Source organism: Streptococcus sp. 2018WUSS126 (genome assembly GCF_044427425.1).
GTDB classification, from domain to species: domain Bacteria; phylum Bacillota; class Bacilli; order Lactobacillales; family Streptococcaceae; genus Streptococcus; species Streptococcus hashimotonensis.
This window is the reverse complement of the sequence record NZ_JAOTGB010000014.1, coordinates 1-24,170: the sequence shown is the minus strand read 5'-3', so window position 1 is coordinate 24,170 and position 24,170 is coordinate 1. Positions and strand designations below refer to the sequence as shown.

General features: G+C 42.9%; 20 protein-coding genes and 3 pseudogenes. 9 read left to right on the top strand and 14 right to left on the bottom strand.

From position 1 onward, the window contains the following. Positions 1–168 precede the first annotated feature (168 nt). Positions 169–1,410 carry a D-alanyl-D-alanine carboxypeptidase PBP3 gene (pbp3, locus tag ODU34_RS06445; RefSeq protein WP_105178798.1) on the top strand — a complete coding sequence of 414 codons (1,242 nt, stop codon included), beginning with the start codon at positions 169–171 and terminating at the stop codon, positions 1,408–1,410. A gap of 378 nt (positions 1,411–1,788) precedes the next feature. On the opposite strand, the gene sufB is transcribed toward pbp3, so the two are convergent. From sufB to ODU34_RS06405, 8 genes are all read right to left on the bottom strand, one after another. Then, a complete protein-coding gene (gene sufB, locus ODU34_RS06440; RefSeq protein WP_398578424.1) occupies positions 1,789–3,207 on the bottom strand; it encodes a Fe-S cluster assembly protein SufB in 1,419 nt (472 codons plus the stop codon). A 143-nt stretch (positions 3,208–3,350) separates the two neighbouring features. Beyond that, positions 3,351–3,791 carry a Fe-S cluster assembly sulfur transfer protein SufU gene (sufU, locus tag ODU34_RS06435; protein ID WP_105178799.1) on the bottom strand — a complete coding sequence of 147 codons (441 nt, stop codon included), beginning with the start codon at positions 3,789–3,791 and terminating at the stop codon, positions 3,351–3,353. Beyond that, positions 3,778–5,001, bottom strand: coding sequence for a cysteine desulfurase (locus ODU34_RS06430; protein WP_105178800.1), 1,224 nt, complete (start codon positions 4,999–5,001; stop codon positions 3,778–3,780). Before ODU34_RS06430 ends, sufU begins: the two co-directional genes overlap by 14 nt. 3 nt (positions 5,002–5,004) lie before the next feature. Next, a complete protein-coding gene (sufD, locus tag ODU34_RS06425; protein WP_105178806.1) occupies positions 5,005–6,267 on the bottom strand; it encodes a Fe-S cluster assembly protein SufD in 1,263 nt (420 codons plus the stop codon). A 16-nt stretch (positions 6,268–6,283) separates the two neighbouring features. After that, the gene (gene sufC, locus ODU34_RS06420; RefSeq protein WP_002938165.1) at positions 6,284–7,057 is read right to left on the bottom strand and encodes a Fe-S cluster assembly ATPase SufC; all 774 of its coding nucleotides are present in this window, start codon (positions 7,055–7,057) and stop codon (positions 6,284–6,286) included. 373 nt (positions 7,058–7,430) lie between these two features. After that, positions 7,431–8,603, bottom strand: coding sequence for a glycosyltransferase family 4 protein (locus tag ODU34_RS06415; protein WP_024418504.1), 1,173 nt, complete (start codon positions 8,601–8,603; stop codon positions 7,431–7,433). After that, a complete protein-coding gene (mecA, locus tag ODU34_RS06410) occupies positions 8,600–9,322 on the bottom strand; it encodes an adaptor protein MecA (RefSeq protein ID WP_002938171.1) in 723 nt (240 codons plus the stop codon). Before mecA ends, ODU34_RS06415 begins: the two co-directional genes overlap by 4 nt. A 127-nt stretch (positions 9,323–9,449) precedes the next feature. After that, positions 9,450–10,286 (bottom strand): undecaprenyl-diphosphate phosphatase, encoded by an 837-nt coding sequence (locus ODU34_RS06405; RefSeq protein WP_014638628.1) that lies wholly within the window; start codon positions 10,284–10,286, stop codon positions 9,450–9,452. Between the two features lie 126 nt (positions 10,287–10,412). On the opposite strand from ODU34_RS06405, the gene ODU34_RS06400 reads away from it, so the two are divergent. Both ODU34_RS06400 and ODU34_RS06395 read left to right on the top strand, forming a co-directional pair. Next, positions 10,413–11,978, top strand: coding sequence for an ABC transporter substrate-binding protein/permease (locus ODU34_RS06400; RefSeq protein ID WP_044678761.1), 1,566 nt, complete (start codon positions 10,413–10,415; stop codon positions 11,976–11,978). Continuing rightward, positions 11,971–12,714: an amino acid ABC transporter ATP-binding protein gene (locus ODU34_RS06395; protein ID WP_205014966.1), complete on the top strand. Its 744-nt coding sequence runs from the start codon at positions 11,971–11,973 to the stop codon at positions 12,712–12,714. The genes ODU34_RS06400 and ODU34_RS06395 overlap by 8 nt, the downstream gene beginning before the upstream one ends. 123 nt (positions 12,715–12,837) lie before the next feature. Here ODU34_RS06395 and ODU34_RS06390 read toward each other — a convergent pair whose 3' ends face one another. The 6 genes from ODU34_RS06390 to ODU34_RS06365 all read right to left on the bottom strand — a co-directional run bounded on the left by ODU34_RS06390 (position 12,838) and on the right by ODU34_RS06365 (position 18,925). Next, entirely contained in the window at positions 12,838–13,047 is a 210-nt protein-coding gene (locus ODU34_RS06390) for a hypothetical protein (RefSeq protein WP_009910800.1), read from the bottom strand. Positions 13,048–13,132: 85 nt separating this feature from the next. Beyond that, on the bottom strand, positions 13,133–14,035 hold the full coding sequence (locus tag ODU34_RS06385) for an SPFH domain-containing protein (protein WP_002942264.1): 903 nt from the start codon (positions 14,033–14,035) through the stop codon (positions 13,133–13,135). 9 nt (positions 14,036–14,044) lie between these two features. Next, positions 14,045–15,295, bottom strand: coding sequence for a threonine ammonia-lyase IlvA (gene ilvA / locus ODU34_RS06380; RefSeq protein ID WP_074413942.1), 1,251 nt, complete (start codon positions 15,293–15,295; stop codon positions 14,045–14,047). 294 nt (positions 15,296–15,589) lie between these two features. Then, on the bottom strand, positions 15,590–16,612 hold the full coding sequence (ilvC, locus tag ODU34_RS06375; protein WP_009910803.1) for a ketol-acid reductoisomerase: 1,023 nt from the start codon (positions 16,610–16,612) through the stop codon (positions 15,590–15,592). Between the two features lie 140 nt (positions 16,613–16,752). Continuing rightward, the gene (gene ilvN, locus ODU34_RS06370) at positions 16,753–17,229 is read right to left on the bottom strand and encodes an acetolactate synthase small subunit (RefSeq protein ID WP_136628872.1); all 477 of its coding nucleotides are present in this window, start codon (positions 17,227–17,229) and stop codon (positions 16,753–16,755) included. Continuing rightward, positions 17,222–18,925 carry an acetolactate synthase large subunit gene (locus tag ODU34_RS06365; RefSeq protein WP_398578423.1) on the bottom strand — a complete coding sequence of 568 codons (1,704 nt, stop codon included), beginning with the start codon at positions 18,923–18,925 and terminating at the stop codon, positions 17,222–17,224. The genes ilvN and ODU34_RS06365 overlap by 8 nt, the downstream gene beginning before the upstream one ends. Before the next feature lie 225 nt (positions 18,926–19,150). On the opposite strand from ODU34_RS06365, the pseudogene ODU34_RS06360 reads away from it, so the two are divergent. From ODU34_RS06360 to ODU34_RS06335, 6 genes and pseudogenes are all read left to right on the top strand, one after another. Continuing rightward, positions 19,151–20,203 (top strand): annotated as a pseudogene (locus ODU34_RS06360) (glycosyltransferase). Next, positions 20,190–21,126: pseudogene (locus ODU34_RS06355) on the top strand (phosphodiester glycosidase family protein). The pseudogenes ODU34_RS06360 and ODU34_RS06355 overlap by 14 nt, the downstream one beginning before the upstream one ends. Continuing rightward, positions 21,101–21,517 carry a hypothetical protein gene (locus tag ODU34_RS06350; RefSeq protein ID WP_032536566.1) on the top strand — a complete coding sequence of 139 codons (417 nt, stop codon included), beginning with the start codon at positions 21,101–21,103 and terminating at the stop codon, positions 21,515–21,517. The pseudogene ODU34_RS06355 and the gene ODU34_RS06350 overlap by 26 nt, the downstream one beginning before the upstream one ends. A 160-nt stretch (positions 21,518–21,677) precedes the next feature. After that, complete coding sequence (gene ilvD / locus ODU34_RS06345) at positions 21,678–23,393, top strand: dihydroxy-acid dehydratase (RefSeq protein ID WP_105178804.1); 1,716 nt, start codon at positions 21,678–21,680, stop codon at positions 23,391–23,393. Positions 23,394–23,447: 54 nt separating this feature from the next. Further along, on the top strand, positions 23,448–23,861 hold the full coding sequence (locus tag ODU34_RS06340; RefSeq protein WP_105178805.1) for a DUF6176 family protein: 414 nt from the start codon (positions 23,448–23,450) through the stop codon (positions 23,859–23,861). A 109-nt stretch (positions 23,862–23,970) separates the two neighbouring features. Further along, a pseudogene (locus ODU34_RS06335) lies at positions 23,971–24,170 on the top strand (hypothetical protein); the annotation flags it as partial.

The window sequence follows — 24,170 nt, the reverse complement described above, 5'->3', positions numbered from 1 at the left end:
TTATAAAAATCATTATATCATAAATTTTTCTTAAATAAAGTCTTTTTGTCAGAAAATTTTGTAAAAACATATTTTTTCATCATTTTCTCATTTTTTACATGTTTTTTCCAAATTTTTCTCACATTTCTTGTGATATAATAGAATAAAATACCCCAAAAAGGAATGATTATGCGTAAACTTTTACTAACACTCACTACAATCCTTGCCGTTTTTTTAACTTCCACACCTATTTTGGCAGAAGATTTTTCTGTTGCAGCCAAGCATGCTATCGCGGTTGAAGTAAGTAGCGGCAAAATCTTGTATGAGCAAGATGCCGAAACCAAAGCAAGCATTGCTTCTATCAGTAAGACATTGAGCATTTACCTGATCTACGAAGCACTGGCAAAGGGTGAGATCACTTTAGATACTATGGTAGAGATTTCTGATTATCCCTATAGCCTCACTTCTAATACCGAATTAAGCAATGTCAATCTAGATGAACGTTCCTATTCAGTAAGAGACCTATTAAACGCTTCTTTAATAACATCATCCAATAGTGCTATTATTGCTCTGGCAGAAAAAATAGCCGGTAGCGAAGCTGCATTCGTAGATCGAATGAAAACAAAAGTCCAAGAATGGGGAATTACCGATACAAAAATTGTCAATGTATCCGGGCTAGATAATACCGACTTGGGTGAAAATATTTATCCAGGTTCCAGTCCTGAAGATGTAAATATGTTTTCAGCCCTAGATGTTGCTATCATCGCAAGACGATTAATACTCGACTATCCTCAGGTGCTCGACATTACTTCGCTAAACGCCTACGATTTTGGCGGCTACACTTACTATAGCACCAACCAAATGCTGAGCGACGGCACTCACGCCCGTGGAGGGGTTGACGGCTTAAAAACAGGGACCTCAAACTCGGCTGGTTCAAGTTTTCTTGCAACAACTCAACAAGCTGGTATGCGCATTATCACAGTAGTATTGAATGCCAATGATGGGCTGACCTCTCCAGAAAATCGCTTTGTCGCGACAAATGATTTGATGAACTATGTTTATTCTAACTTTTCGCTTGTTACACTAGTAAAAAAAGGTGAAGCCTTTGAAGATAGTAAGATAAAGGTTTTCAATGGTGAAAAAGAAACAAGTCCTGTTGTTGCAGCAGCAGATTTAACCGTTGTTCAACGAAAACAAACTGATAATGTCCCCACCGCAACTTTTACAACGGATATAAAAGAAATTGATGCTCCCCTCAAAGCAGGGACCTTGGTTGGTAAACTGCAACTGAAAGATCAAGATCTCATTGGAAAAGGTTATATTTCCGAGCAAGCTAGTGTCAATATGATTATCCCTAGCGATATGAAAGAAGCATCCTGGCCATTCTCTTGGTGGAATCAATTTGTCCGCTATGTCAACGAAAAATTATAAAAAAATAGTTTCTCTGACTATGTTAGTTATAGAGAAGAGCGACTGCCGTCGCTCCCTATTTCCAACGAGCGTTGGCATTGCAATGTAGAGTAACATTCGCTATTCATTATCTCCAGCCTCGGTTGGAGATTGAGTTGGAGGGAGTTCCTGCGGAACTCCTTACTACATATCGTTTTCTGACAGAAAACGACGAGCGTGGAAGGCACGGAATTGTGATAAGGTTATTATGATTACAAAGAAGAGCGACTCCCGTCGCTCCCTATTTCCAACGAGCGTTGGCATTACAATGTAGAGTAGCTTTCGCTACTCCTTATCTCCCACCTCGGTTGGAGATTTTTTGGCTTTTAGCAAACTCATGTTTGCTAAATTGCCAAAAATCTAACCAACCGAGCCCTCCATTTCATAGGCAATCAGTCTGTTGAGTTCGACTGCATATTCCATTGGGAGTTCTTTTGTGAATGGTTCGACAAAGCCCATGACAATCATCTCTGTAGCTTCGGACTCGGACAAGCCACGGCTCATGAGGTAGTAGAGCTGTTCTTCTGAGATTTTTGATACTTTGGCTTCGTGTTCGAGGGCCACTTGTGAGTTGTGGATTTCATTAAATGGAATGGTATCTGATTTGGAAATATCATCCATGATAATGGTATCACACTCGATGTGGCTGATAGACTTGGCTGAGTTTTTAGCAAAGGTTACTTGACCACGGTAGTTAACTTCTCCACCGCCACGGGCAATGGATTTGGATACGATAGAAGATGAAGTCCGTGGTGCATTGTGGATCATCTTGGCACCGGTATCTTGGACCTGACCTTTGTTGGCAAAAGCAATGGACAACATAGTTCCGCGGGCTCCTTCGCCTTCTAGGTAAACCGCAGGGTATTTCATGGTCGTCTTAGCACCAAGGTTCCCGTCAATCCACTCGACAGTGGCATTTTTCTCGGCACGAGCACGTTTGGTTACCAGGTTATAAACATTATCTGACCAGTTTTGAATGGTGGTGTAACGCATATAGGCACCTTCGTGGGCAATGATTTCCACAATAGCAGCGTGGAGGCTGGCAGTTGAGTAAGTCGGAGCGGTACAGCCTTCTACGTAGTGAACGCTTGCTCCTTCATCCACGATAATGAGGGTGCGTTCAAACTGACCTGTTCCTTCGTTGTTGATACGGAAATAGGTTTGGAGTGGAATATCCAATTTAACACCCTTTGGTACATAGATGAAGGTCCCACCTGACCAAACTGCTGAGTTGAGGGCAGCTAGTTTATTATCTGACGGCGGAACGAGTTTTCCAAAGTATTTTTTGAAGAGTTCTGGATGTTCCTTGAGAGCCGTGTCGGTATCTGTAAAGATAATACCGTGCTTGTCGTACTCTTCTTTCATGTTGTGGTAGACCACTTCTGATTCGTACTGGGCAGAAGCTCCTGCCAGGTAAGCACGCTCAGCTTCTGGAATACCGATGCGTTCAAAGGTTTCTTTGATTTTGTCTGGTACATCATCCCAGCTACGTGCTGGCTTATCCGACGGTTTTTGATAGTAAACAATATCATCAAAATCCAGTTCATCAGACAAGTCGGCTCCCCAGGTCTGCATAGGCATTTTCTTAAAGGTTTCGTAGGATTTCAAACGGAATTCTAACATCCATTCAGGCTCGCCTTTGATACGGGACATTTCACGAATGACTTCTTCGTTCAAACCCTTCCCAGTCGAAGCCACCAGTTCCACGTTCTCGTCATGGAAACCGAATTTGTATTCCCCAAGGTCAATCGGGGTTGGTTCAATTCTTTCTTCTGACATAATATAAGATACTAAGCCCAAAAAGTATGAAAATAACAGTTACGCTCTCTTCAATACTTGCTGGGCCTGTTCAATTTCAATTCCAATCAGAAACTGAACAATCCTTTCTGTATGATTTTCGTTTTTTGTTTATTCGATGGTGCTCAGTCAGCACTTTCACTGCGTTCGATTGTCTTCTTTAGGGCATTCCATGGAAGTGTAGCACACTTGATGCGTTGAGGGAATTTGGCAACGCCTGCGAGAAGGGAGGCGTCTCCCAGTTCCTTCTGGCGTGTGTCCTCTTGCCCTTGGACCATTTGTGAGAAGATTTCTGCCAGTTCTTGAATCTGACTGATTTCTTTGCCAAGGACTGCCTCGGTCATCATGGAAGCCGATGCGGTTGAAATGGTACATCCAACTCCGTCAAAGGCAATGTCGGTAATCACATCATTTTCAATCTTGACTGATAGTTCAATCACATCGCCACAGGTTGGGTTGTGGAGTTCTAACTTTTCCACTCCGTCCAAACTTCCGCGGTGACGAGGCGACTTGGAGTGTTCAGACACAACTGCCATATAAAGAGAATCTAATCTAGATAGGGCCATTGAAAAACTCCTTTGTCTTGATGATTGCCTCAACCAACTTGTCGCAGTCAGACTTTGTATTATAGATGTAAAAACTTGCTCGCACAGTAGCTGGCACCTGCAAGTACCTGAGAAGCGGTTGGGCACAATGGTGGCCTGCCCGCACCGCAACCCCTTCATAGTCCAAGGCGGTCGCCACATCGTGCGGATGCAAGTCGTCCAAGTTAAAGGCGATAACCCCTGTCCGCTTGGACAGGTCCTGACTACCATAAATGGTCAAGCCTGGAATAGCCTGCAATTTTGGAAAGACATAGTCAACCAGTTCCGCCTCGTGGGCCTGGATAGCGTCCATGCCAATTTCCGTTAGGTAATCAATGGCTGCTCCCAGACCAATGGCACCTGCAATGTTGGGCGTTCCTGCTTCAAACTTCCAAGGTAATTCTTTCCAAGTGGCTGACTGCTCATAGACAAAATCAATCATCTCGCCACCGAATTCAACAGGCGACATACGATTGAGCAATTCTTCCTTGCCGTAGAGAATGCCAATTCCTGTTGGACCTAACATCTTATGACCTGAAAAGGCATAGAAGTCCACGTCTAATTCTTGCACATTGACAGCCATGTGGGGAACTGACTGGGCTCCGTCCACCACCAAGTAGGCACCGACTTGATGCACCAGCTCTGCTATTTCCCCAATAGGAGCCACGCAACCTAGGACATTGGACACGTGGGCTAGGGAGACGAACTTGGTCTTAGAAGACAACAGCGACCATAGGTGGTCCATATCTAGCTCGCCGTCTTTTAGGGTCACATAGCGGAGCTTAGCACCTGTTTGCTGACAGGCTTGCTGCCAAGGGATGATATTGGAGTGGTGCTCTTGGACCGAGATGATCACTTCCTGGTCTGGCTGGAGAATTTCTCTGGCAAACTGAGCCACCCAGTTAAGACTGGTGGTCGTTCCTCTGGTGAAGAGGATTTCCTTGCTAGACTTGGCCTGGATAAAATCTGCCACCTTCTGCCGAGCCGCTTCATAGCGAGCAGTTGCCCGTTCCGACAGGGTGTGAACACCACGATGAACATTAGCATTGTCCTTCTGGTAGTAATCCGCCAGCACATCTAGTACCTGCTGCGGTTTTTGAGTGGTCGCCGCATTGTCCAAATAGACCAGCGGCTCATCGTTAACAACTTGGTCTAGGATTGAAAAATCCTTGCGAATGCGTTCCAAATCCATATCTTATCTCTTTGTTAGTTTTTCTTCAATCACGGCAATCAATTGGTCACGAACTTCCTTGACAGGAATTTCGGTAATGACTGCGCCAAGGAAACCGCGAACAACCAAACGTTCAGCAGTTGCTCGGTCCAGGCCACGACTCATGAGGTAGTACATATCTTCTGGGTCCACCTGACCGATTGAGGCGGCGTGTCCAGCTGTGACCTCATTCTCATCGATAAGGAGAATTGGGTTGGCATCGGAGCGAGCCTTGTCAGACAGCATGAGGACACGGCTTTCTTGCTGGGCATCCGCACCTTTAGCACCACGGACAATATGTCCGATACCATTAAAAGTCAAGGTTCCGCTTTCTAAGATAACTCCATGTTGCAGGATGTGACCGACCGAATTATGACCATAGTTGGTCACGCGCGTATCCACACCTTGTACCTGACGACCAGATGAAAGGCCGACAACTTTGAGGTTGGCATGACTGCCGTTTCCTTTCAATTCGCTGTCCAAATCGGCAACCACATTTCCTTCGTTGAGCAGACCAATCGCCCAGTCAATCGTTGCATCGTTTCCGAGATAGCCACGACGGTTGAGGTAGGTATCCAAATGCTTACCAAGGCGGTCAATGGCCGCAAACTTGATTTGGCTACCAGCAAGAGCAATTACTTCTACAACAATATTGGCTGAAGTCGCTGCTGTGCCGTCGCCTAGACTTTCAAAACGCTCCAGGTAATTAAGCTTGGCATTTTTTCCAGCGATGATGAGGACGCGTTTGTTAAAGGCAACTGGACTAGTGCTGTCTTGGTAGAAAAGGGCCTCAACTGGCTGGTCGATTTCAACATTATCTGGTACGTAGAGGACAGCTGTTGCGTTAAAATAAGCTGTGTTGTAAGCTGCTAATTTGTGCTCGTCGTAGGCTACGGCAGCGCCGATGTATTTTTCAAGCACATCTGGAATGATGTCCATAGCCGATGCGAAGTCTGTAAAGACTATACCCTTCTCTACAAGGTCAACCGGCAACTGCTCTAGAACAGTTTGGCTGCCAACTTGGACCAACATAGGATTGTCACCTAGGGCTGTAAAATCTGGTACTGCCCCGATTTCATCATTTGTGGCTAGGCTTCCGTCACCTAAATTCCAACGGTGAAACTTGACCCGCTCAATAACCGGCAAGTCCAGCTCTGCTATTTTGTCAAAAGCCTTAAGACGCAGGTCTGTCAACCAAGTTGGTTCTGCCTGCAAGGCTGAAAATTCTTGAATTTTTTCTTTGGTCATAGCTTCCTCCAAAGACTTAAATGTCATCTTCTTTGTAGTCGATGCCAAGCTCTGCTGCAACTTGGACATAGCCTTCTTTTTCCAAGCGTTGTGCCAATTCTGGTCCGCCTGAAAGCACGACACGGCCTTCCATCATGACATGGACAACGTCTGGTGTGATGTAGTTGAGCAAGCGTTGGTAGTGGGTGATAATCATGGCACCGAAGCCTTCACCACGCATAGCATTGATTCCTTTTGACACGACTTTAAGCGCATCGATGTCCAAACCTGAGTCAATCTCATCAAGAAGGGCAAAAGTTGGTTCCAACATGAGCAGTTGCAAAATCTCATTGCGTTTTTTCTCACCACCTGAGAATCCTTCATTGAGGTAGCGCTCTGCCATTTCCTCCTTCATGTTGAGGAGTTCCATTTTTTCATCCAACTTGGTAATGAAATCACGGACAGAAATCTTGTCTTCATCTTCCTTACCAGCATTCATAGCTGCACGGAGGAATTCGGCATTGGTGATCCCTGGAATTTCTGACGGGTATTGCATAGCCAAGAAGAGTCCCATACGGGCACGTTCATCGACTTCTAATTCTAAAATATTGACACCGTCAAACAGAATCTCACCTTGGGTCACTTCATAACTCGGATTGCCCATGATGGCTGCTGAAAGGGTGGATTTCCCTGTTCCGTTCGGTCCCATGATGGCTGCAATTTCACCTGTTTTAAGGGTCAAATTCACACCCTTCAAGATTTCTTTGCCTTCAATTTCCACATGAAGGTCTTTGATTTCTAATACTGACATGCTGTGCTCCTTTTCATTTTTGTCCTCTTCAAAAACCACATTAACTGACCAAGCTAACTAGATACACCGATAAGACTCAACTTTGGCAATAGGAAAGAACCCGACCATTCATAGGGGAGTTCGTCAACAAGTCTTTATTTCTAGTTGTTGCACTCCACCGGACTGTTAACTCCAATCAACCACTGCATTGAGATGTTGACGCTAACTTTGAAAAGCGGTGCGGGGCTTGAGCCCAGCCTCTTTTCTTGTTAATGATGATTTTCAGAGAGTGTTAATCTATAAAATAGTCTTTTCTGACAATTTTAATTAACTATATCCACTATATTATATCAAAAAAAGAGCCTGACAGCTCTTATCTTGTTTAGAAAGATTCTTATTTTCTTTTTTTCTCTTCGTAGCACTTTTTATACTTTGCGATTTTTTCCTGACGGTAACTGCTATTACCAATAAAACGAAGAAGGTTGAGCAACGGAGTTCTATTGATACCAAAGATGCCAATCAATTCACAGAGAATCTCAATCCCCAGTCCCATGGTCACCAATAGGAGAATCCCCCCTATTCGACTCGAAACATTGAGCAAAAGAGAGGTCAGGGAGAATAAGAAAGAGATGGCGTAAATCACCAATACTGTACCACGATGAGTAAGTCCCAGAGAGAGCAAGCGATGATGCAGATGCATCTTATCTGCTTCATAGATTTTTTGCCCAGACAATTTTCGACGAATGATGGCTACTACAGTATCCGTAATAGGCACTCCAAGAATAATCATCGGAGTAACCACTGCAACAGCTGTCGAATTTTTCAGTCCTTGAAGCGACAAGACTCCAATCATAAACCCAATGAAAAGGGCTCCTGTATCGCCAAGATAAATGATGGCGGGATTATAGTTATAGGGTAAAAAACCAACAATCGCCGCAACCAAAACAAAGATGGTTAAGGTCAAAAAAATATTGCTATCATGCAAAAAGAAATAAGACACAATTCCCATCGTTGTCAAGGAAATAATCGATACTCCCGAAACCAGACCATCCAGACCATCAATCAAGTTGACTGCATTCGTAATGGAAACAATCCAAAGGACCGTTAATAGAAAAGAGAGCCAGACAGGAAATTGAAGGAAAGGTCCTCCAAAAGGAATCTTAAAGCTATCAAAACGAAATTCCGTAAAAATCCAAATGATCGTCGCTGCAGCTAGAATACCAAACATTTTAGGAGCAGGCTTTAGCTCCTTGACATCATCAATGAATCCCGTAAGAACGATAATGCTGGATGCTAGGACCAGGGGCCAGATATAATGCAAGTAAGTGCCATGGTAATTGACACGGGTAACAATTCCTGGTAAAAACCATAGGACAGAAATGGTAAATGCCACAAAGATGGCCAGACCTCCCGCTGAAGGCATGGGCACCTTATTTATCCGCCGTGCATTGGGATTATCTACCGCTCCAATCCTCAGGGACATAAAACGAACCAAGGGGGTCGCAATGGCTGATATGACCATGGTTGTAATAATGACCATTATGTATTTTAGAGCAAAAGGAATCATACTGTCGGAACCTTCCTAAGCTCCTCGATTGCCGCAAGCGGAAGCATCAAAGTTCCGTGTTCTTGTAAAGCAGGTCTGGTCAACTTAGTATCATTGGTAAATTCCAACATTCGTGAGAGAATGTAGCCTGGATACTGCTTGGAACGATTTTCTACATTGATAAGAACGGTCAAGTAGTAGTGACCATCCATTTTATATAATTCCGATTCTTCTACTGGATAATCAACCGTACCAACAAAAGTAAACAGATCCTCTATCGTTGGAAATTCCAAAATATAGTAAATATAGCGCTCCTGCTCCTCTTCATCTGCTTCTTCCTCTTGCTCTACCTCTTCCAAATGACGAACAGCTGTTGCATCCGGTGCACTTTTCTCACGAACGGTTTGCTCCAAACTCTTGAAAAACTCATCTGGAGTCATACTTGCGACATCACCAAGTTCCGACAAATCTGTAAACTCATCAAAATTCAAGCTCTGATCCAAATCAGACTTGGTAACAAAGATGTCCACCCGATCTGGCTTCGGAGTCACACGAAAACTCAGCATACCGCTTTCTCGGAAAGTCATTGGTAAATCCAATTCATCCAAAACTGTATAGAAGAACTCCTCTGTCTTTTCTTGCGGAATGAGAAAGTCCGAAAGTTCCATTCCTCTCTCTTCTAAATCATCTAATTTTATAGTGATTTTCAAGGTTGAATCACTAATTTGCTTTACTTTCATAACTACCTCATTCATTGATTCATCAATTTCTTAAAATTGATTGATCATTTTCAATACTCATACATATCTTCCACCATTATACTAAAACCAAGCTCGAAAGACAAAAGAAAAGCAGGTCTCCCTGCTCTTAAAATAAAAATGTGATAAAGGCATAAACCAATAAAATCGCCCCTAAAATGATGCGGTAGTAACCAAAAACCGTGAAATCATGTTTTTTAACAAAGTCTGTCAAGAAACGAATAACAACTAAGGATACCAAGTAAGCCGTCACACTAGCGACTAACAAGAGCCATACCTGCTCCATATTCAGGCTATTGCCATCTAAGAAATATTTAACAGCCTTCAAGCCACTATAACCAAACATGGTTGGAATCCCAAGGAAGAAGGTAAAATCTGCTGCCACAGATCGGCTGGTCCCCAAAATGATTGCTCCCAGAATGGTCGCACCTGAGCGACTAGTCCCCGGAACGATACTTAAGACCTGGAAACACCCAATCAACAAGGCAGTTTTATAAGACATTTTCGCTAAGTCCGTCACCTGTGGCTCTACACCTCTGTTACGGTTCTCAATCCAAATAAAGGCAATACCGTAGACAATCAAAGCAATCGCAATCGGTACCATAAAATTGAAGTGCGCTTCAAACCAATTATCCAACGGGACTGCAATTAGGATGGACGGAATACAGGCAATGACAACCTTGGCCCATAATTGCCAAGTCAATTGAATATCACGCTTGGTTTTTCCAGGCTGGAATGGATTCAATTTTTTAAAGTAAATAGTCATAACTGCTAGAATTGCTCCTAGCTGAATGACAATATTAAACATTTCTAGGAAGTTCTTACTTTGGTTTAATTTCACGAACTCTTGAACCAAAATTAAATGCCCAGTTGAAGAAACTGGCAACCACTCCGTTACCCCTTCAATGATTCCTAAAAATATAGCCTTCAACAATTCCAATAGCATAAAAAGCTCCTTTTCATCAATTCTCTACATTATATCATAAAAAAACTCCCTATTCATAGTACAAGGATATTGAAATTTGTCAGAATTTTTAATAAAATGGTGTAATAGCATTTTAAAGGAGACATTATGAAACGTAAACTCAGTATATTTCTGCTGACCCTAATCGCTGTTTTTTCTGTAACAACAGGGGTTCGGGCAGACGAATACCTGCGGGTCGGTATGGAAGCCGCCTACGCACCATTTAACTGGACCCAAGAAGATGATAGCAACGGTGCCGTTCCTATTGAGGGAACCAATCAATTTGCCAACGGGTATGATGTTCAGGTTGCAAAAAAAATCGCTGCATCCATGGACAAAGAACTCTTGGTTGTTAAAACCAAGTGGGAAGGGTTGGTCCCTGCTCTTACATCTGGTAAAATCGATATGATTATCGCCGGTATGAGCCCGACAGAAGAGCGCAAGAAAGAAATTGCCTTCTCAGATAGCTACTACACTTCAATTCCTACCCTGGTTGTTCGTTCTGATAGTCAGTACGCAAACGCAACCAGCTTGGCAGATTTTGCTGGTGCAAAAATCACTGCCCAGCAAGGGGTTTACCTCTATGATTTGATTGACCAAATTGAAGGGGCTAACAAACAGACTGCCATGGGAGATTTCTCCCAAATCCGTCAAGCTTTAGAATCTGGCATTATAGACGCCTATGTTTCTGAACGTCCAGAAGGTCGTACAGCAGAAGCGGCAAATAAAGCCTTCAAAATGGTTGAATTGGCAGACAGTTTTGAAACCAATGCCGAAGACGTGACCATTGCTGTCGGTATGCGCAAAGATGACGCTCGTATCACTCAGGTCAACGAAGTCTTAGCAACTATTTCAGAAGAAGAGCAAATCGCACTTATGGATGATATGATTGAAAACCAACCCGTTGAAGAAGCCAGCGAGGGCGAAACACCTAGTTTCTTCGCCCAAGTTTGGAATATTCTTGTTAACAACTGGCAACAACTTCTGCGCGGAACTGGGATGACATTACTCATTTCCATCCTCGGTACAATTATCGGTACTGCTATCGGTCTCCTCATCGGTGTCTTCCGTACAGCTCCAAAAGCAGCAAACAAGGCACTTGCTATTGGTCAAAAAGTGCTCGGTTGGATTATCAATATCTACATCGAAATTTTCCGTGGTACGCCGATGATTGTACAATCCATGGTTATTTACTATGGTACCGCCCAAGCATTCGGACTCAATCTTGACCGCACACTTGCCGCTATCTTCATTGTATCCATCAACACAGGTGCCTACATGAGCGAGATTGTCCGCGGTGGTATCTTTGCCGTCGATAAGGGCCAATTTGAAGCTGCGACTGCTCTCGGATTTACCCATAATCAGACCATGCGTAAGATTGTCCTTCCACAGGTTATTCGTAACATCTTACCAGCGACTGGTAATGAATTTGTCATCAATATCAAAGATACTTCTGTATTGAACGTTATCTCAGTTGTTGAACTCTATTTCTCAGGAAATACTGTCGCAACCCAAACCTATCAATATTTCCAAACCTTTACGGTTATTGCTATTATCTACTTCATTCTAACCTTTACTGTGACACGTATCTTACGCGCAGTTGAAAAGCATTTTGATACAGATACATACACAACAGGTGCAAACCAAATGCAAGTCGAGGTGCCACATGACTAAAAATGTAATTCTTGAAATCAAAAATCTAAAGAAATCATACGGACAAAATCAAGTCCTCAAAGACATCTCTATTAGCGTTGAAAAGGGCGAGGTTATCTCAATCATCGGTTCATCTGGTTCGGGAAAGTCAACCTTCCTCCGATCTATCAACCTTTTGGAAACACCAACAGAAGGACAGATTCTATACCACGAACAAGATGTTTTGGCTAAAGGATATGATTTGACGACTTACCGTGAAAAACTAGGTATGGTATTCCAATCCTTCAACCTTTTCAACAATCTAAATGTATTGGAAAATGCCATTGTAGCACAAACTACGGTACTGAAACGAGATCGAGCTGAGGCAGAGAAAATCGCCAAAGAAAATCTCAACAAGGTTGGCATGACCGAACAGTACTGGCAAGCCAAACCAAGTCAACTCTCTGGTGGACAGAAACAACGTGTGGCCATTGCACGCGCCCTATCTGTTGACCCAGAAGTTATCCTCTTTGATGAGCCGACTTCTGCTCTCGATCCAGAGATGGTCGGGGAAGTTCTCAAAACCATGCAAGATTTGGCAAAATCAGGATTGACGATGCTTATCGTAACTCACGAAATGGAATTTGCCCGTGACGTATCTGACCGCGTTATCTTTATGGATAAGGGTGTCATCGCCGAAGAAGGCAGCCCACAGCAAATCTTTGAAAATCCCCAGGAAGAACGCACACGTGAATTCCTTCAGCGTTTTCTTGGATAAACTCAATCTGTTCCATAGAAAACTATTACTTACCAGTTTCAAAGCTGGTAAGTTTTTTTAGACTAAAAAAGAGGAATTCGTAAAATTCCTCTTTTTGGACATCTCTAAATGAAACCATTTAGATTAGTTTTCAAATTTCTTGTGGTTTTTGTCGTAAAAATCAATCAAACCCAAGGCAGTTGCAAATGAAATATTGTCAATCTTAGCGCGACCTTGTGCAAGAGCGATAACTGACATTTCACGAGCATTTGTTTCCTTACTGATACGGTAACCTGTGATTTTCTTTTCACGAACCCAGCCGACAACAGCGGCTACTTTTTCGTAACTAGTCATTAGAAACCCCTTTCTTTTTTATTCGTGCAATTTAGTATAATATGTTTTAACCTATTTTGTCAAGTAAAATGTTCGTTTTTTACCATCATTTTGCCCTAAGAGATGATAGTATTTGCGTCCTTATGTCTTCGACCCCCTCCGGATTCCCCGGAAGGAAGATAGTTTGATTACCTCCTTGTGCAAAATTATTGAGAGTATCCAAGTATTGGTTTGTCAGCAAGATAGACATAATCTGCTCTTCAGATAGGCTAACATTTGATTCTTTCAGTTCACGAATCGAATCTGCCAGTCCATCTACAATCGCCTTACGTTGTTGTGCAATACCTACACCATGCAAGCGATCCTTTTCAGCTTCTGCTTCTGCTGCTGTGACAATTTTTATCTTGTCAGCTTCTGCCAATTCCTGGGCCGCAACCCGTTTCCGCTGAGCTGCGTTAATTTCATTCATAGATTGTTTAACCTCGGCGTCTGGCTCTACCTTGGTAATTAAGGTTTTGACAATAACATAACCGTAGGTTGACATTTCTTCTGCTACTTGTTTTTGTACCTCAAGTGCAATCTCATCCTTTTTCTCGAAGAGCTCATCCAGGGTCAATTTAGGCACAGATGAACGCAGGGCATCTTCAATATAGGACTTAATCTGTGCTTCTGGGTGCATGAGCTTGTAATAGGCATCCGTCACATTATTTTCATTTACTCGATATTGAGTTGCCACATTCATTGTGACAAAAACGTTATCCTGCGTCTTAGTTTCTACCACAATTTCACTTTGCAACATCCGCAATTGAATGCGGGCTGCGATGACATCAACTCCAAATGGTATTTTAAAGTTAATACCTGAAGTAGATGTTTTTTGGTATTTCCCAAAGCGCTCAATAATAGCGACCGTCTGCTGCTTGACAACGTATAGCCCTGAAGCAATCAAAATCAAAGCAATCAGTACAAAGAACAAGAAACTACCAATAAAAACAATTGGACCAAGCACCATAATGACCTCCTAAACTAGCATTTTATAAAGCGAATCATTTTCATGAAGATTGATGTACTGGGGATCAAACTCTTCCAAGCGAGAAATAAACTGCGTATAATCTGTTTTATCTCCTAGGGCAATACCGATTAGAACCGGCCCTGTTCCCTTATTGGCACGTTTGATATATTCAAAACGAGTAATATCATCATTTGGCCCTAGAATATCATTTACAAATTCACGAAGAGCCCCTGGACGTTGTGGAAAATTAACAACAAAGTAGTGTTTAATTCCCTCGTAGATAAGCGCACGTTCCTCCATTTCCGGCATCCTGTTGATGTCGTTATTACCACCAGAAATGATACAACAAATGGTTTGCCCCTTGATTTGGTCCTTGACTACCTCAAGAGCTGCAATCGTTGCTGCTCCTGCTGGCTCAGCAACAATACCCAGCTTAGAATAGAGGTCTAAAATAGTCCCAGAAATCCATCCTTCATCCACACCAATCAGGCGATCTACGTATTTCCGAGCCACTTCGTAGGTCGACTTACCAACTTTCTGTACCGCAATACCGTCAGCAAATTTATCAATTTGGTCTAATTTAACCGGACGACCTTTATCAAAAGCCGCTTTCATTGACCGTGCCCCACTTGCTTCAACACCAACAATCTTAATTTCAGGTGCATGTTCTTTCAGATAGACCGAAACGCCTGCAACCAGACCACCTCCTCCTATGGGAACTAAAATTTGGTCAAAACTAATGGTTTGCTCTTCCGCTTCTTCCAAGATTTCATAAGCTACTGTTCCCTGACCAGCCTGCACATTTTCATCATCGAATGGGTCTATAAAGGTTTTCCCACTTTCCTGAGTATAATCTTGTGCCGCCTTGGCTGACTCATCAAAGGTATCACCTACGAGCCGAATCTCTACGTAGTCTCCTCCAAAAAATTTAACCTGCCCTATTTTTTGTTGCGGAGTTGTAATGGGCATGAAAATCGTAGCAGGAATTTGCATTTCCTGACAGGTATAGGCCACACCTTGAGCATGGTTTCCGGCTGAAGCACAGACCACTCCGCGTGACTTCTCATCATCTGTCAATTGTGAAATAGCATAATAGGCTCCTCGAATTTTAAAAGATCGAACACGCTGTTCATTTTCTCTTTTTAAATAAATAGTTGCACCATATTTTTCCGACAAGTATCGACTATAATCCAAGGGGGTACGTACTACCACGCGCTTAAGAACGGAGTATGCTTGTTCTACATTTTTTGCTGTAATCATAGTTCCATTAATTTCTTTCTATATTTATTGTACCAATATTCCCTGAAAAATCCTAGCAATTAGACTTATATTCAAGCTACTAGCATGTTGTTCAACAGAAAACGAATGTTTAATTTTATAAAAATCTATTTATGAACAAAATGGGCAAAAGAGCTGGGAAAACCAGCTCTTTTATTCATTTTCGGAGATAGGGGAAAAAGGGAATGACATCCCCTCATCTGCCAACTCAAACCTTAAATGTATTGCCATCACTCAAAGTAAAGCTGACTATCACCCTATCTACCTTGATAGTGTTTAATTATAGATTTTGAATGCGTCGTCATCATTGCGTCCGACAAATGGCATTGCTTTGCGGAGTTCTGCACCTACTTTTTCGATTTCAAGATTCTCTGCTTCTTTACGATAAGCTTCCATACGTGGACGGCCTGCTTTATAGTCATTTACAAAGTCATTTGCAAATTTACCAGATTGAATATCTGCAAGGACTGCCTTCATGTTTTCTTTGACTTGGTCTGTAATGACACGTGGGCCTGATACATAGTCACCGAATTCAGCAGTGTTTGAGATAGATTGGCGCATTTTCTTAAAGCCACCTTCGTAGACAAGGTCAACGATAAGTTTCATCTCGTGGAGAACTTCGAAATAAGCCAATTCTGGTGCATAACCAGCTTCTGTCAAGACTTCAAAACCTGCCTGCATAAGGGCTGTCAAACCACCGCAGAGAACAGCTTGCTCACCAAACAAGTCTTCTTCCGTTTCTTCCTTGAAAGTTGTTTCCAAAAGACCAACACGGGCTGAACCAACACCTTTTGCCCAGTCCATCGCAATATGTTTTGCATTGCCAGTTGCATCTTGGTAAACAGCATAGAGGGCTGGTACTCCAAAACCTTCTTCAAAGGTACGGCGGACCAAGTGACCTGGACCTTTTGGTGCACACATGAAGACATCCACATCTGCTGGTACCTTGATAAATTCAAAGTGAACGTTGAAACCATGGGCAAAACCAAGGGCATTGCCCGCTTCCAAGTTTGGAGCGATTTCTTCATTGTAAAGGTCTGCTTGGATTTCGTCTGGAGCCAAGATCATGATGACATCTGCTTGTTTTGCCGCTTCTGCTACTTCAAAAGTTTCAAAACCGTCTTCTTTTGCCTTATCAAATGACTTACCTGCACGCACACCGATGATAACATCGTGTCCTGTATCACGCAAGTTTTGGGCATGGGCATGACCTTGTGAACCATAACCGATAACGGCGATACGTTTACCGTCAAGTGCTGCTACTGTTACATCTTTTTCATATTGCATTGTTACTGTCATAAGATTCTCTTTTCTATTTTTTTATTTATAAGGTTGGATGCTCAAAGAAAATGAAGGCTAGACTAGGCGAAGTAGGCGAAGATAGAACTAACGTTCATCAAGCCAAGTCAACGCAGTATAGGATTGATTATCGAAGAGGATTAGTCTCTACTAAAGCCAGTCGCACCCGTTCTTGCGATATTCTTAATGCCGTAAGGCTGAATCACGCGCAGGAGGGCGTCAATCTTATCTCCATCACCTGTCATTTGGATGGTAATAGAGTGAGGTGCCACATCGACAACATTTGCTCTAAAGGGTTGGATAATCGCTAAAATTTCTGCTCGTTTTGTTGGCGGAGCTGAAATTTTGACAAGAATCACCTCACGCTCTAAGTGGGGTATGTCCGTTAAGTCACGTACTCGAACCACATCAATCAAGCGGTTCAGCTGCTTGATGATTTGTTCGACCTCATCGTGACTGTCCACGTCTACAATCACCGTCACACGTGAGATGCCATCTACTTCTGTTGGGCCGACGGAGATGGAATCAATATTGATTTGGCGACGAGATAGGACACCTGTAAAACGATTCAGAACACCAGATGAATCTCGCAATTTAGCTGTTAACATTCTACGCATTGAACTTCACCCCCAACATTTCTGCATTGCTCTTACCTGCTGGCACCATCGGTTGAACATGTTCACGATTAGAAATATGAACCTCTATGAGCATTGGTTTATCTTCTAAGATAACTTTCATGTCTTCACTTAGAGTCGCTGGATTGTCAAAACTATAATGACTAATTCTATAGGCCTCCGCCAACAATTGGAAATTCGGTTCATCGTCAAATACAGATTGGCTACGACGCTTTTCATAGAAGGATTCCTGCCATTGACGAACCATTCCAAGAGAGTGGTTATTGATCAATACGACCTTAATCGGTACACCATAGCCATTCAAAATAGCCAATTCTTGGTTGGTCATTTGGAAGCCACCATCACCAACAAAGATGATTACTTCTTTATCTGGATTGGCTAATTTGGCGCCGATAGCTGCAGGAATACCAAAGCCCATGGTTCCCATGCCACCAGATGTTACAAGTTGACGTGCATGTTTGTAGGGGTAGAATTGGGCAGCCCACATTTGATGCTGACCAACATCTGTCACGACAATGGCATCCCCTTGCGTCAACTGACCAATTAATTCAATTGCCGCCTGTGGCTTAATAACCTTTTCATCTTCATCATACCAAAATGGCGCCCGACGTTTGTTTTCCAATACTTGTGCCGTCCAATCAGCATAGCCTGTTTCGACTGTTTCTAAAGCAAGTAGAGCTTTCAAAGTTGCCTTAGCATCGCCTACTACTGGAATAGCCGTTTTGACAACTTTACCAATTTCTGCGGGATCAATATCAATATGTGCTACCGTCGCATTTGGCGCATAGGTTGTTGGATTTCCTGTTAGGCGGTCATCGAATCGCGCTCCAATATTGATAATGTAATCAGCCTGATCCATAGCCATATTGGCAGCGTATGAACCGTGCATCCCCCCCATAGCCAAGGATAATTCATGCTCAATGGGCATTGCACCTAATCCAAGGAGGGTTGAAACTACTGGAATACGGTAGCGCTCTGCAAAGGCAACTAATTCTTTATTGGCATCTGCATAATTGACACCACCACCAGCCAATATAACTGGTTTTTGAGCTTGGCTAAGCTGTTTCAAAATTTTCTTAACCTGCAAACCATTTGGTTCAATCGTTGGCTGATAACTTGGTAGGTGTAGAGTTGGGTCATGATAAAAATCAACAACTCTTTCTTGGATGTCTTTTGGAACATCAATAACAACGGGACCCGGTCTCCCTGTTGTTGCAATATGGAGAGCTTCTGTGATGACTCTAGGAATATCTGCCGTATCCCGAATTTGGTAATTGTACTTGGTAATCGGCATTGTCATCCCCAAGACATCTGCTTCCTGAAAAGCATCTTTACCGATACCACGTGTTGCGACTTGACCAGTAAAAACTAAAAGAGGAACACTATCACCCATTGCGTCCGCAATTCCAGTAATGGCATTGGTAGCTCCTGGCCCTGAGGTTACAATGGCTACGCCCACCTTTCCTGATGATTTAGCGTATCCTTCGGCCTCGTGGACCGCTCCTTGTTCATGACGAGCCAAAATATGCTGGATTCCCTCATATTGATAGATAGCATCATATAGAGGCAAAACTGCCCCACCAGGATAACCAAAAACAAGGTCTACTCCCAGCTGATGCAGGGTGTCCAAAATGAGATAGGACCCCGAACGCGGTTGGTCTAGTTGAATTTCTTGCACGAATATTCCTCCTCTCTGCAAATTTGTTATCTACTATAATATCACAAGGAAGTAGAATGTCAAGGAATTTTCTGAAAATTCCTACATTTGTTCGTTTTCTTGACTATTTCCTAACATTTTCTTAAGCAAAACTTAAGCAAATCCCTTGACCGGCTTGGTTTCAGCTTGCTTTCAGAAAACATCAGTATAGTAGTTCCACTAAGAAAATTAAATGAGGTTTAGGATATGTATTATGTAGTGATACCGGCTTACCAGCCAGATGAAAAATTAATCCAACTATTAGAAATAATGAAAAACAGGCTAAATTGTCAGGTCATCGTTGTGGATGATGGTAGTACTGGCGCATCCAAAAATATTCTTGAAATCGCCAAAACCTATGCAATTGTTCTACACCATGATGTCAACAAAGGAAAAGGCCAAGCCTTGCGAACAGCCTTTAGTTTCATCTAAGATTTGAGAAAACCAGGTGTTATCGTAACTGCTGACGCAGATGGTCAACACGCTGTGAATGATATTGACCGTGTCGCACGCGCCGCCATGAATCTACCAAGCCGCCTCATCCTTGGCGTCCGTCAATTTACTAAGGACATCCCGCTCCGTAGCCGATTTGGTAACAAACTAACCAGAGTGTTGTTTAGATTGCAAACTGGTGTCAATGTGTCCGATACGCAAACAGGCTTGCGTGGATTCCATACTGACTTAATTCCATTCATGTTAGATATTGAAGGCGACCGCTATGAGTACGAGATGAACATGTTAACTCAGGCAAGTCAACGCTATAAAATTACGGAAGTTCCAATCCAAACCATTTATATCGATGATAATGCCAGTTCGCATTTTCGTCCCATAAAAGATGGACTGCTCATTTACAAGAATCTCTTCAAATTTGCCCTGGCATCTTTTGGTGGATTTCTAGTTGACTACGGAGTGTATGCACTTGCCTTATTGCTACTCACTAGCTTACCAACTGCTGTACGCTTATTGGTCGCAAACACGATTGCTCGCATTTGTAGCGCTACCTGTAATTTTGCACTTAATAAAAAATTAGTCTTTAACAATGAAGAGAGCATCGCACGAACAGGCGCAGGCTACTTTACACTAGCCCTTGTCCTCTTCCTTTGCGATACAGCCCTCCTCTATCTCTTCCACCAAATTCTAGGACTCAACCTCTACATTGTCAAACTTGCAGTTGGTATCTTCCTTTTCCTAGCCTCTTGGTTTGTTCAAAAGAATATTATTTTTAAAGAAAGGAAATCATTTTCCCATGAAATTGCTTAAAAAACCCTTTGCCTACGCATCCATCTTCGGAATGCTTTTGACAGGAGGCTTTACTTACTCCATGTTAAAAACCTTCGTCATTTCTGAAGCGATAACAACCGTCTCAGCAAGCAATGCTACTTCTACGAGCGAGCAGAATACGACCACAGCTTCGTCTTCCACCACTGCCACAACAGCAACCAATGTATCTACTACTGATACTAGTTACTCTGATGATAATATTCAGATAAATTTAGAGACGATTACCACCAATAACACAACTGTTTACGTCGCAGATATTCAAGTCAGCTCACCCGAGTATTTAAAAACAGCACTTGCACAAAACACTTACGGTACAAACGTAACAGCTAAAACCTCAGAAACAGCGGCAGCAAACAATGCCATTCTAGCGGTTAATGGTGACTACTACGGAGCCAACTCAACTGGTCATGTTATTAAGAATGGGGTTCTGTATCGAGACACCGTTCGGGACAATGCATCTTATGGCGACTTGGCCATCTACGCAGACGGCTCATTTGAGGTCATTTATGAAAATGAGATTACCGCCCAAGAATTGATTGACAAAGGCGTTGTCAACCTCTTAGCATTTGGTCCATCATTGGTCGAAAACGGCGAAATTGTCGTCGATACTTCAACAGAAGTCGGACGTGCAATGTCATCCAACCCTCGTTCTGCTATCGGGATTATCGATGAAAATCATTATATCATCGTCGTAGCAGATGGACGTATGTCTGAAAGCGAAGGACTCTCTCTATCAATTGGCAGAAGTTATGAAACAATATGGTGCTCAAACTGCCTACAACCTTGATGGCGGTGGTTCATCTACTCTTTACTTCAACGGTCAAGTTATTAACAACCCAACAACAAATGGAAATACTATCTCAGAAAGGGCGGTGAGTGACATTGTCTACATCGGTTACTAATTCAACTACGAGAGTTTCAAGAACATTTATCTCCTACTTAGCAATAACAGCTTTCCTGTTTACTTTCAGTCGAATCTATGAAAGTCTCAGCTATGGCGAAGTCTCTGTCTTTATGCATTATATGTTCTGTGTACCATTAATAGGCGGAGCTGTGCTACTCGGTCTGCTGCAACTTATACCTACTCTTTCACGTCTCGCCTATAATTTGTGGAATTCTGGCGTTGCAACTATTACAGCTGGTTGTCTTCTCCGAGGCATTATCAACCTATCTGGACGTTCAACTACCTTAGATCAACCTTATTGGTACATCGGCGCAGCCTTCCTAGTTCTATCGTTAGTCGGTCTTTTCATCAATCCATCCGCAAACAATCGCCGAAAAACAACCACTTAATCTACAAATAAATGATAAGGGCACTTAAAATTCTTAGGTGCCTTTTACTGTAGAATGAATTGTTGAAAAATTCGGAAATTTCCAATTATTTATCAAATCTTTTATCGTTTCTTTCATATCTATGATATAATGGGTAAAATAAGATAGGGAGAAGAAAATTATGACCGATACAAACAAACTTAAAAACTTTCGACATCGCAGTTCTGTCTATGATTCGATGGTCAAGTCACCCAACCGTGCCATGCTTCGCGCAACAGGAATGACCGACGATAGCTTTGAAAAGCCTATTGTTGGGGTTATTTCGACATGGGCTGAAAATACACCTTGTAACATCCACCTTCATGACTTTGGAAAATTAGCCAAAGAGGGGGTCAAGGATGCAGGTGCCTGGCCTGTTCAATACGGTACCATCACCGTTGCAGACGGAATCGCTATGGGAACTCCTGGTATGCGCTTCTCCTTGACTTCCCGTGACATCATAGCCGACTCTATTGAGGCAGCTATGGGAGGGCACAACGTGGATGCCTTTGTCGCAATCGGCGGCTGTGATAAAAATATGCCTGGTTCTATGATTGCTATCGCCAATATGGACATTCCTGCCGTATTTGCCTACGGTGGAACCATCGCACCAGGTAACATCAACGGTAAAGATATTGACTTGGTTTCTGTCTTCGAAGGAATCGGAAAATGGAATAATAGCGACTTAACTGCTGAAGAAGTTCGTCAGATTGAGTGTAATGCCTGTCCTGGACCTGGTGGTTGTGGTGGTATGTACACTGCCAATACCATGGCTACTGCCATTGAGGTAATGGGCATGTCCATTCCTGGCTCTTCTTCTCACCCTGCTGAATCTCCTGAGAAGAAGGCTGATATTGAAGAAGCTGGTCGTGCTGTTGTACGCATGCTAGAACTTGGCATCAAACCATCTGACATTATGACGCGTGAAGCCTTTGAAGATGCTATTACAGTCACAATGGCTCTGGGGGGCTCAACCAACGCTACGCTCCATCTTCTAGCCATCGCCCATGCTGCTAATGTTGAATTAACACTGGAAGATTTCAACGATTTCCAAGAGCGTGTGCCTCACCTAGCTGACCTCAAACCATCTGGTAAATATGTTTTCCAAGACCTCTATAATGTCGGCGGTGTCCCTGCGGTTATGAAATACTTGCTCAAAAACGGCTTCCTTCATGGCGACCGCATCACATGTACAGGTAAGACCGTTGCTGAAAACCTAGAGAATTTTGCAGACTTGACTCCAGGTCAAGATGTCATCATGCCTCTTGAAAATCCAAAACGTGCAGATGGTCCACTCATCATCCTCAAAGGTAACCTTGCTCCTGAAGGTGCCGTTGCCAAGGTTTCTGGTGTGAAAGTCCGCAACCATACAGGTCCAGCCAAGGTCTTTGATTCTGAAGAAGAAGCGATCGAAGCAGTCTTGACTGACGAAATTGTAGATGGCGATGTAGTCGTTGTCCGCTATGTTGGACCAAAAGGCGGTCCTGGTATGCCTGAAATGCTATCCCTTTCTTCCATGATTGTCGGAAAAGGCCAAGGTGACAAAGTAGCCCTTCTAACAGACGGTCGTTTCTCTGGCGGTACCTATGGACTGGTTGTTGGACACATCGCACCTGAAGCTCAGGATGGCGGTCCAATTGCCTACCTCCGTACAGGTGATTTGGTGACGGTTGACCAAGATACCAAAGAAATCACCATGCATGTTTCTGACCAAGAAATCGAAGAACGCAAGAAAACAACTGTTATCCCACCACTCTACTCTCGTGGTGTTCTTGGAAAATATGCCCACACCGTATCATCTGCCTCTAAAGGAGCCGTTACCGACTTCTGGAGACCCGAACGAAGCGGTAAAAAATAAAAAGAATACAACCCCTGTCACACAATGACCGGGGTTTTTAAAGGAGTAAATGGAATGAAACTAAACGTCGAACTATCCCGCTTCCGCGTTAAGGAAGGCAAGACTGCCAAAGTAGATGAATGGATGGCCTTTCTCAACGAGCACATGATAGACACCCTTCTGACTCTTGAAGGAGAGAAAATGTATGTCGAAACTATCTTCCGTGAAGTACTGGACGGCCGCGAATACCTCTACTGGTACTCTGTCCAAGTCGAAGGAGGGATTGAAGTCGAAGATTCAGAATCCTATATTGATAAAAAACATTTAGAATACTGGGAAGAATGCATCGACCCGAGCTATGGTATGGTCGATTTGGATCCGCAAGTTATCATAATTCCAAAGCCTGTTTATGAAACCATGGAAGAATTAGACAGACAATACGATGAGACATTTAAAAAATGGGAGCGGGAAAGAACTCGACTGGTCTAAAACATACTAAGATTAGTAGTGAAGAAATCTCCGACGGGAGAGAGTACTCACTACTTTTTTCATTCTCAAGATGATAAAGTAGAGGTGTCTTGTTAAGTCGAGAACTCTTTTGACGCTAGACGTCGCATCAAAAACTGGCAAGGCACCTGTTTTAGAAAGAATGTTATCAAAGTATGTGGGATGCCAGACGTCGAGTATTGAAAATGACATCACTAAAACAAGGAATCATTCAAGACAAAGAGGTAATATCATGCGAGTAGTATTTGGGATTGACGTGAGTAAGGTAAGTTCAGAAGTGGCCATTCTAGT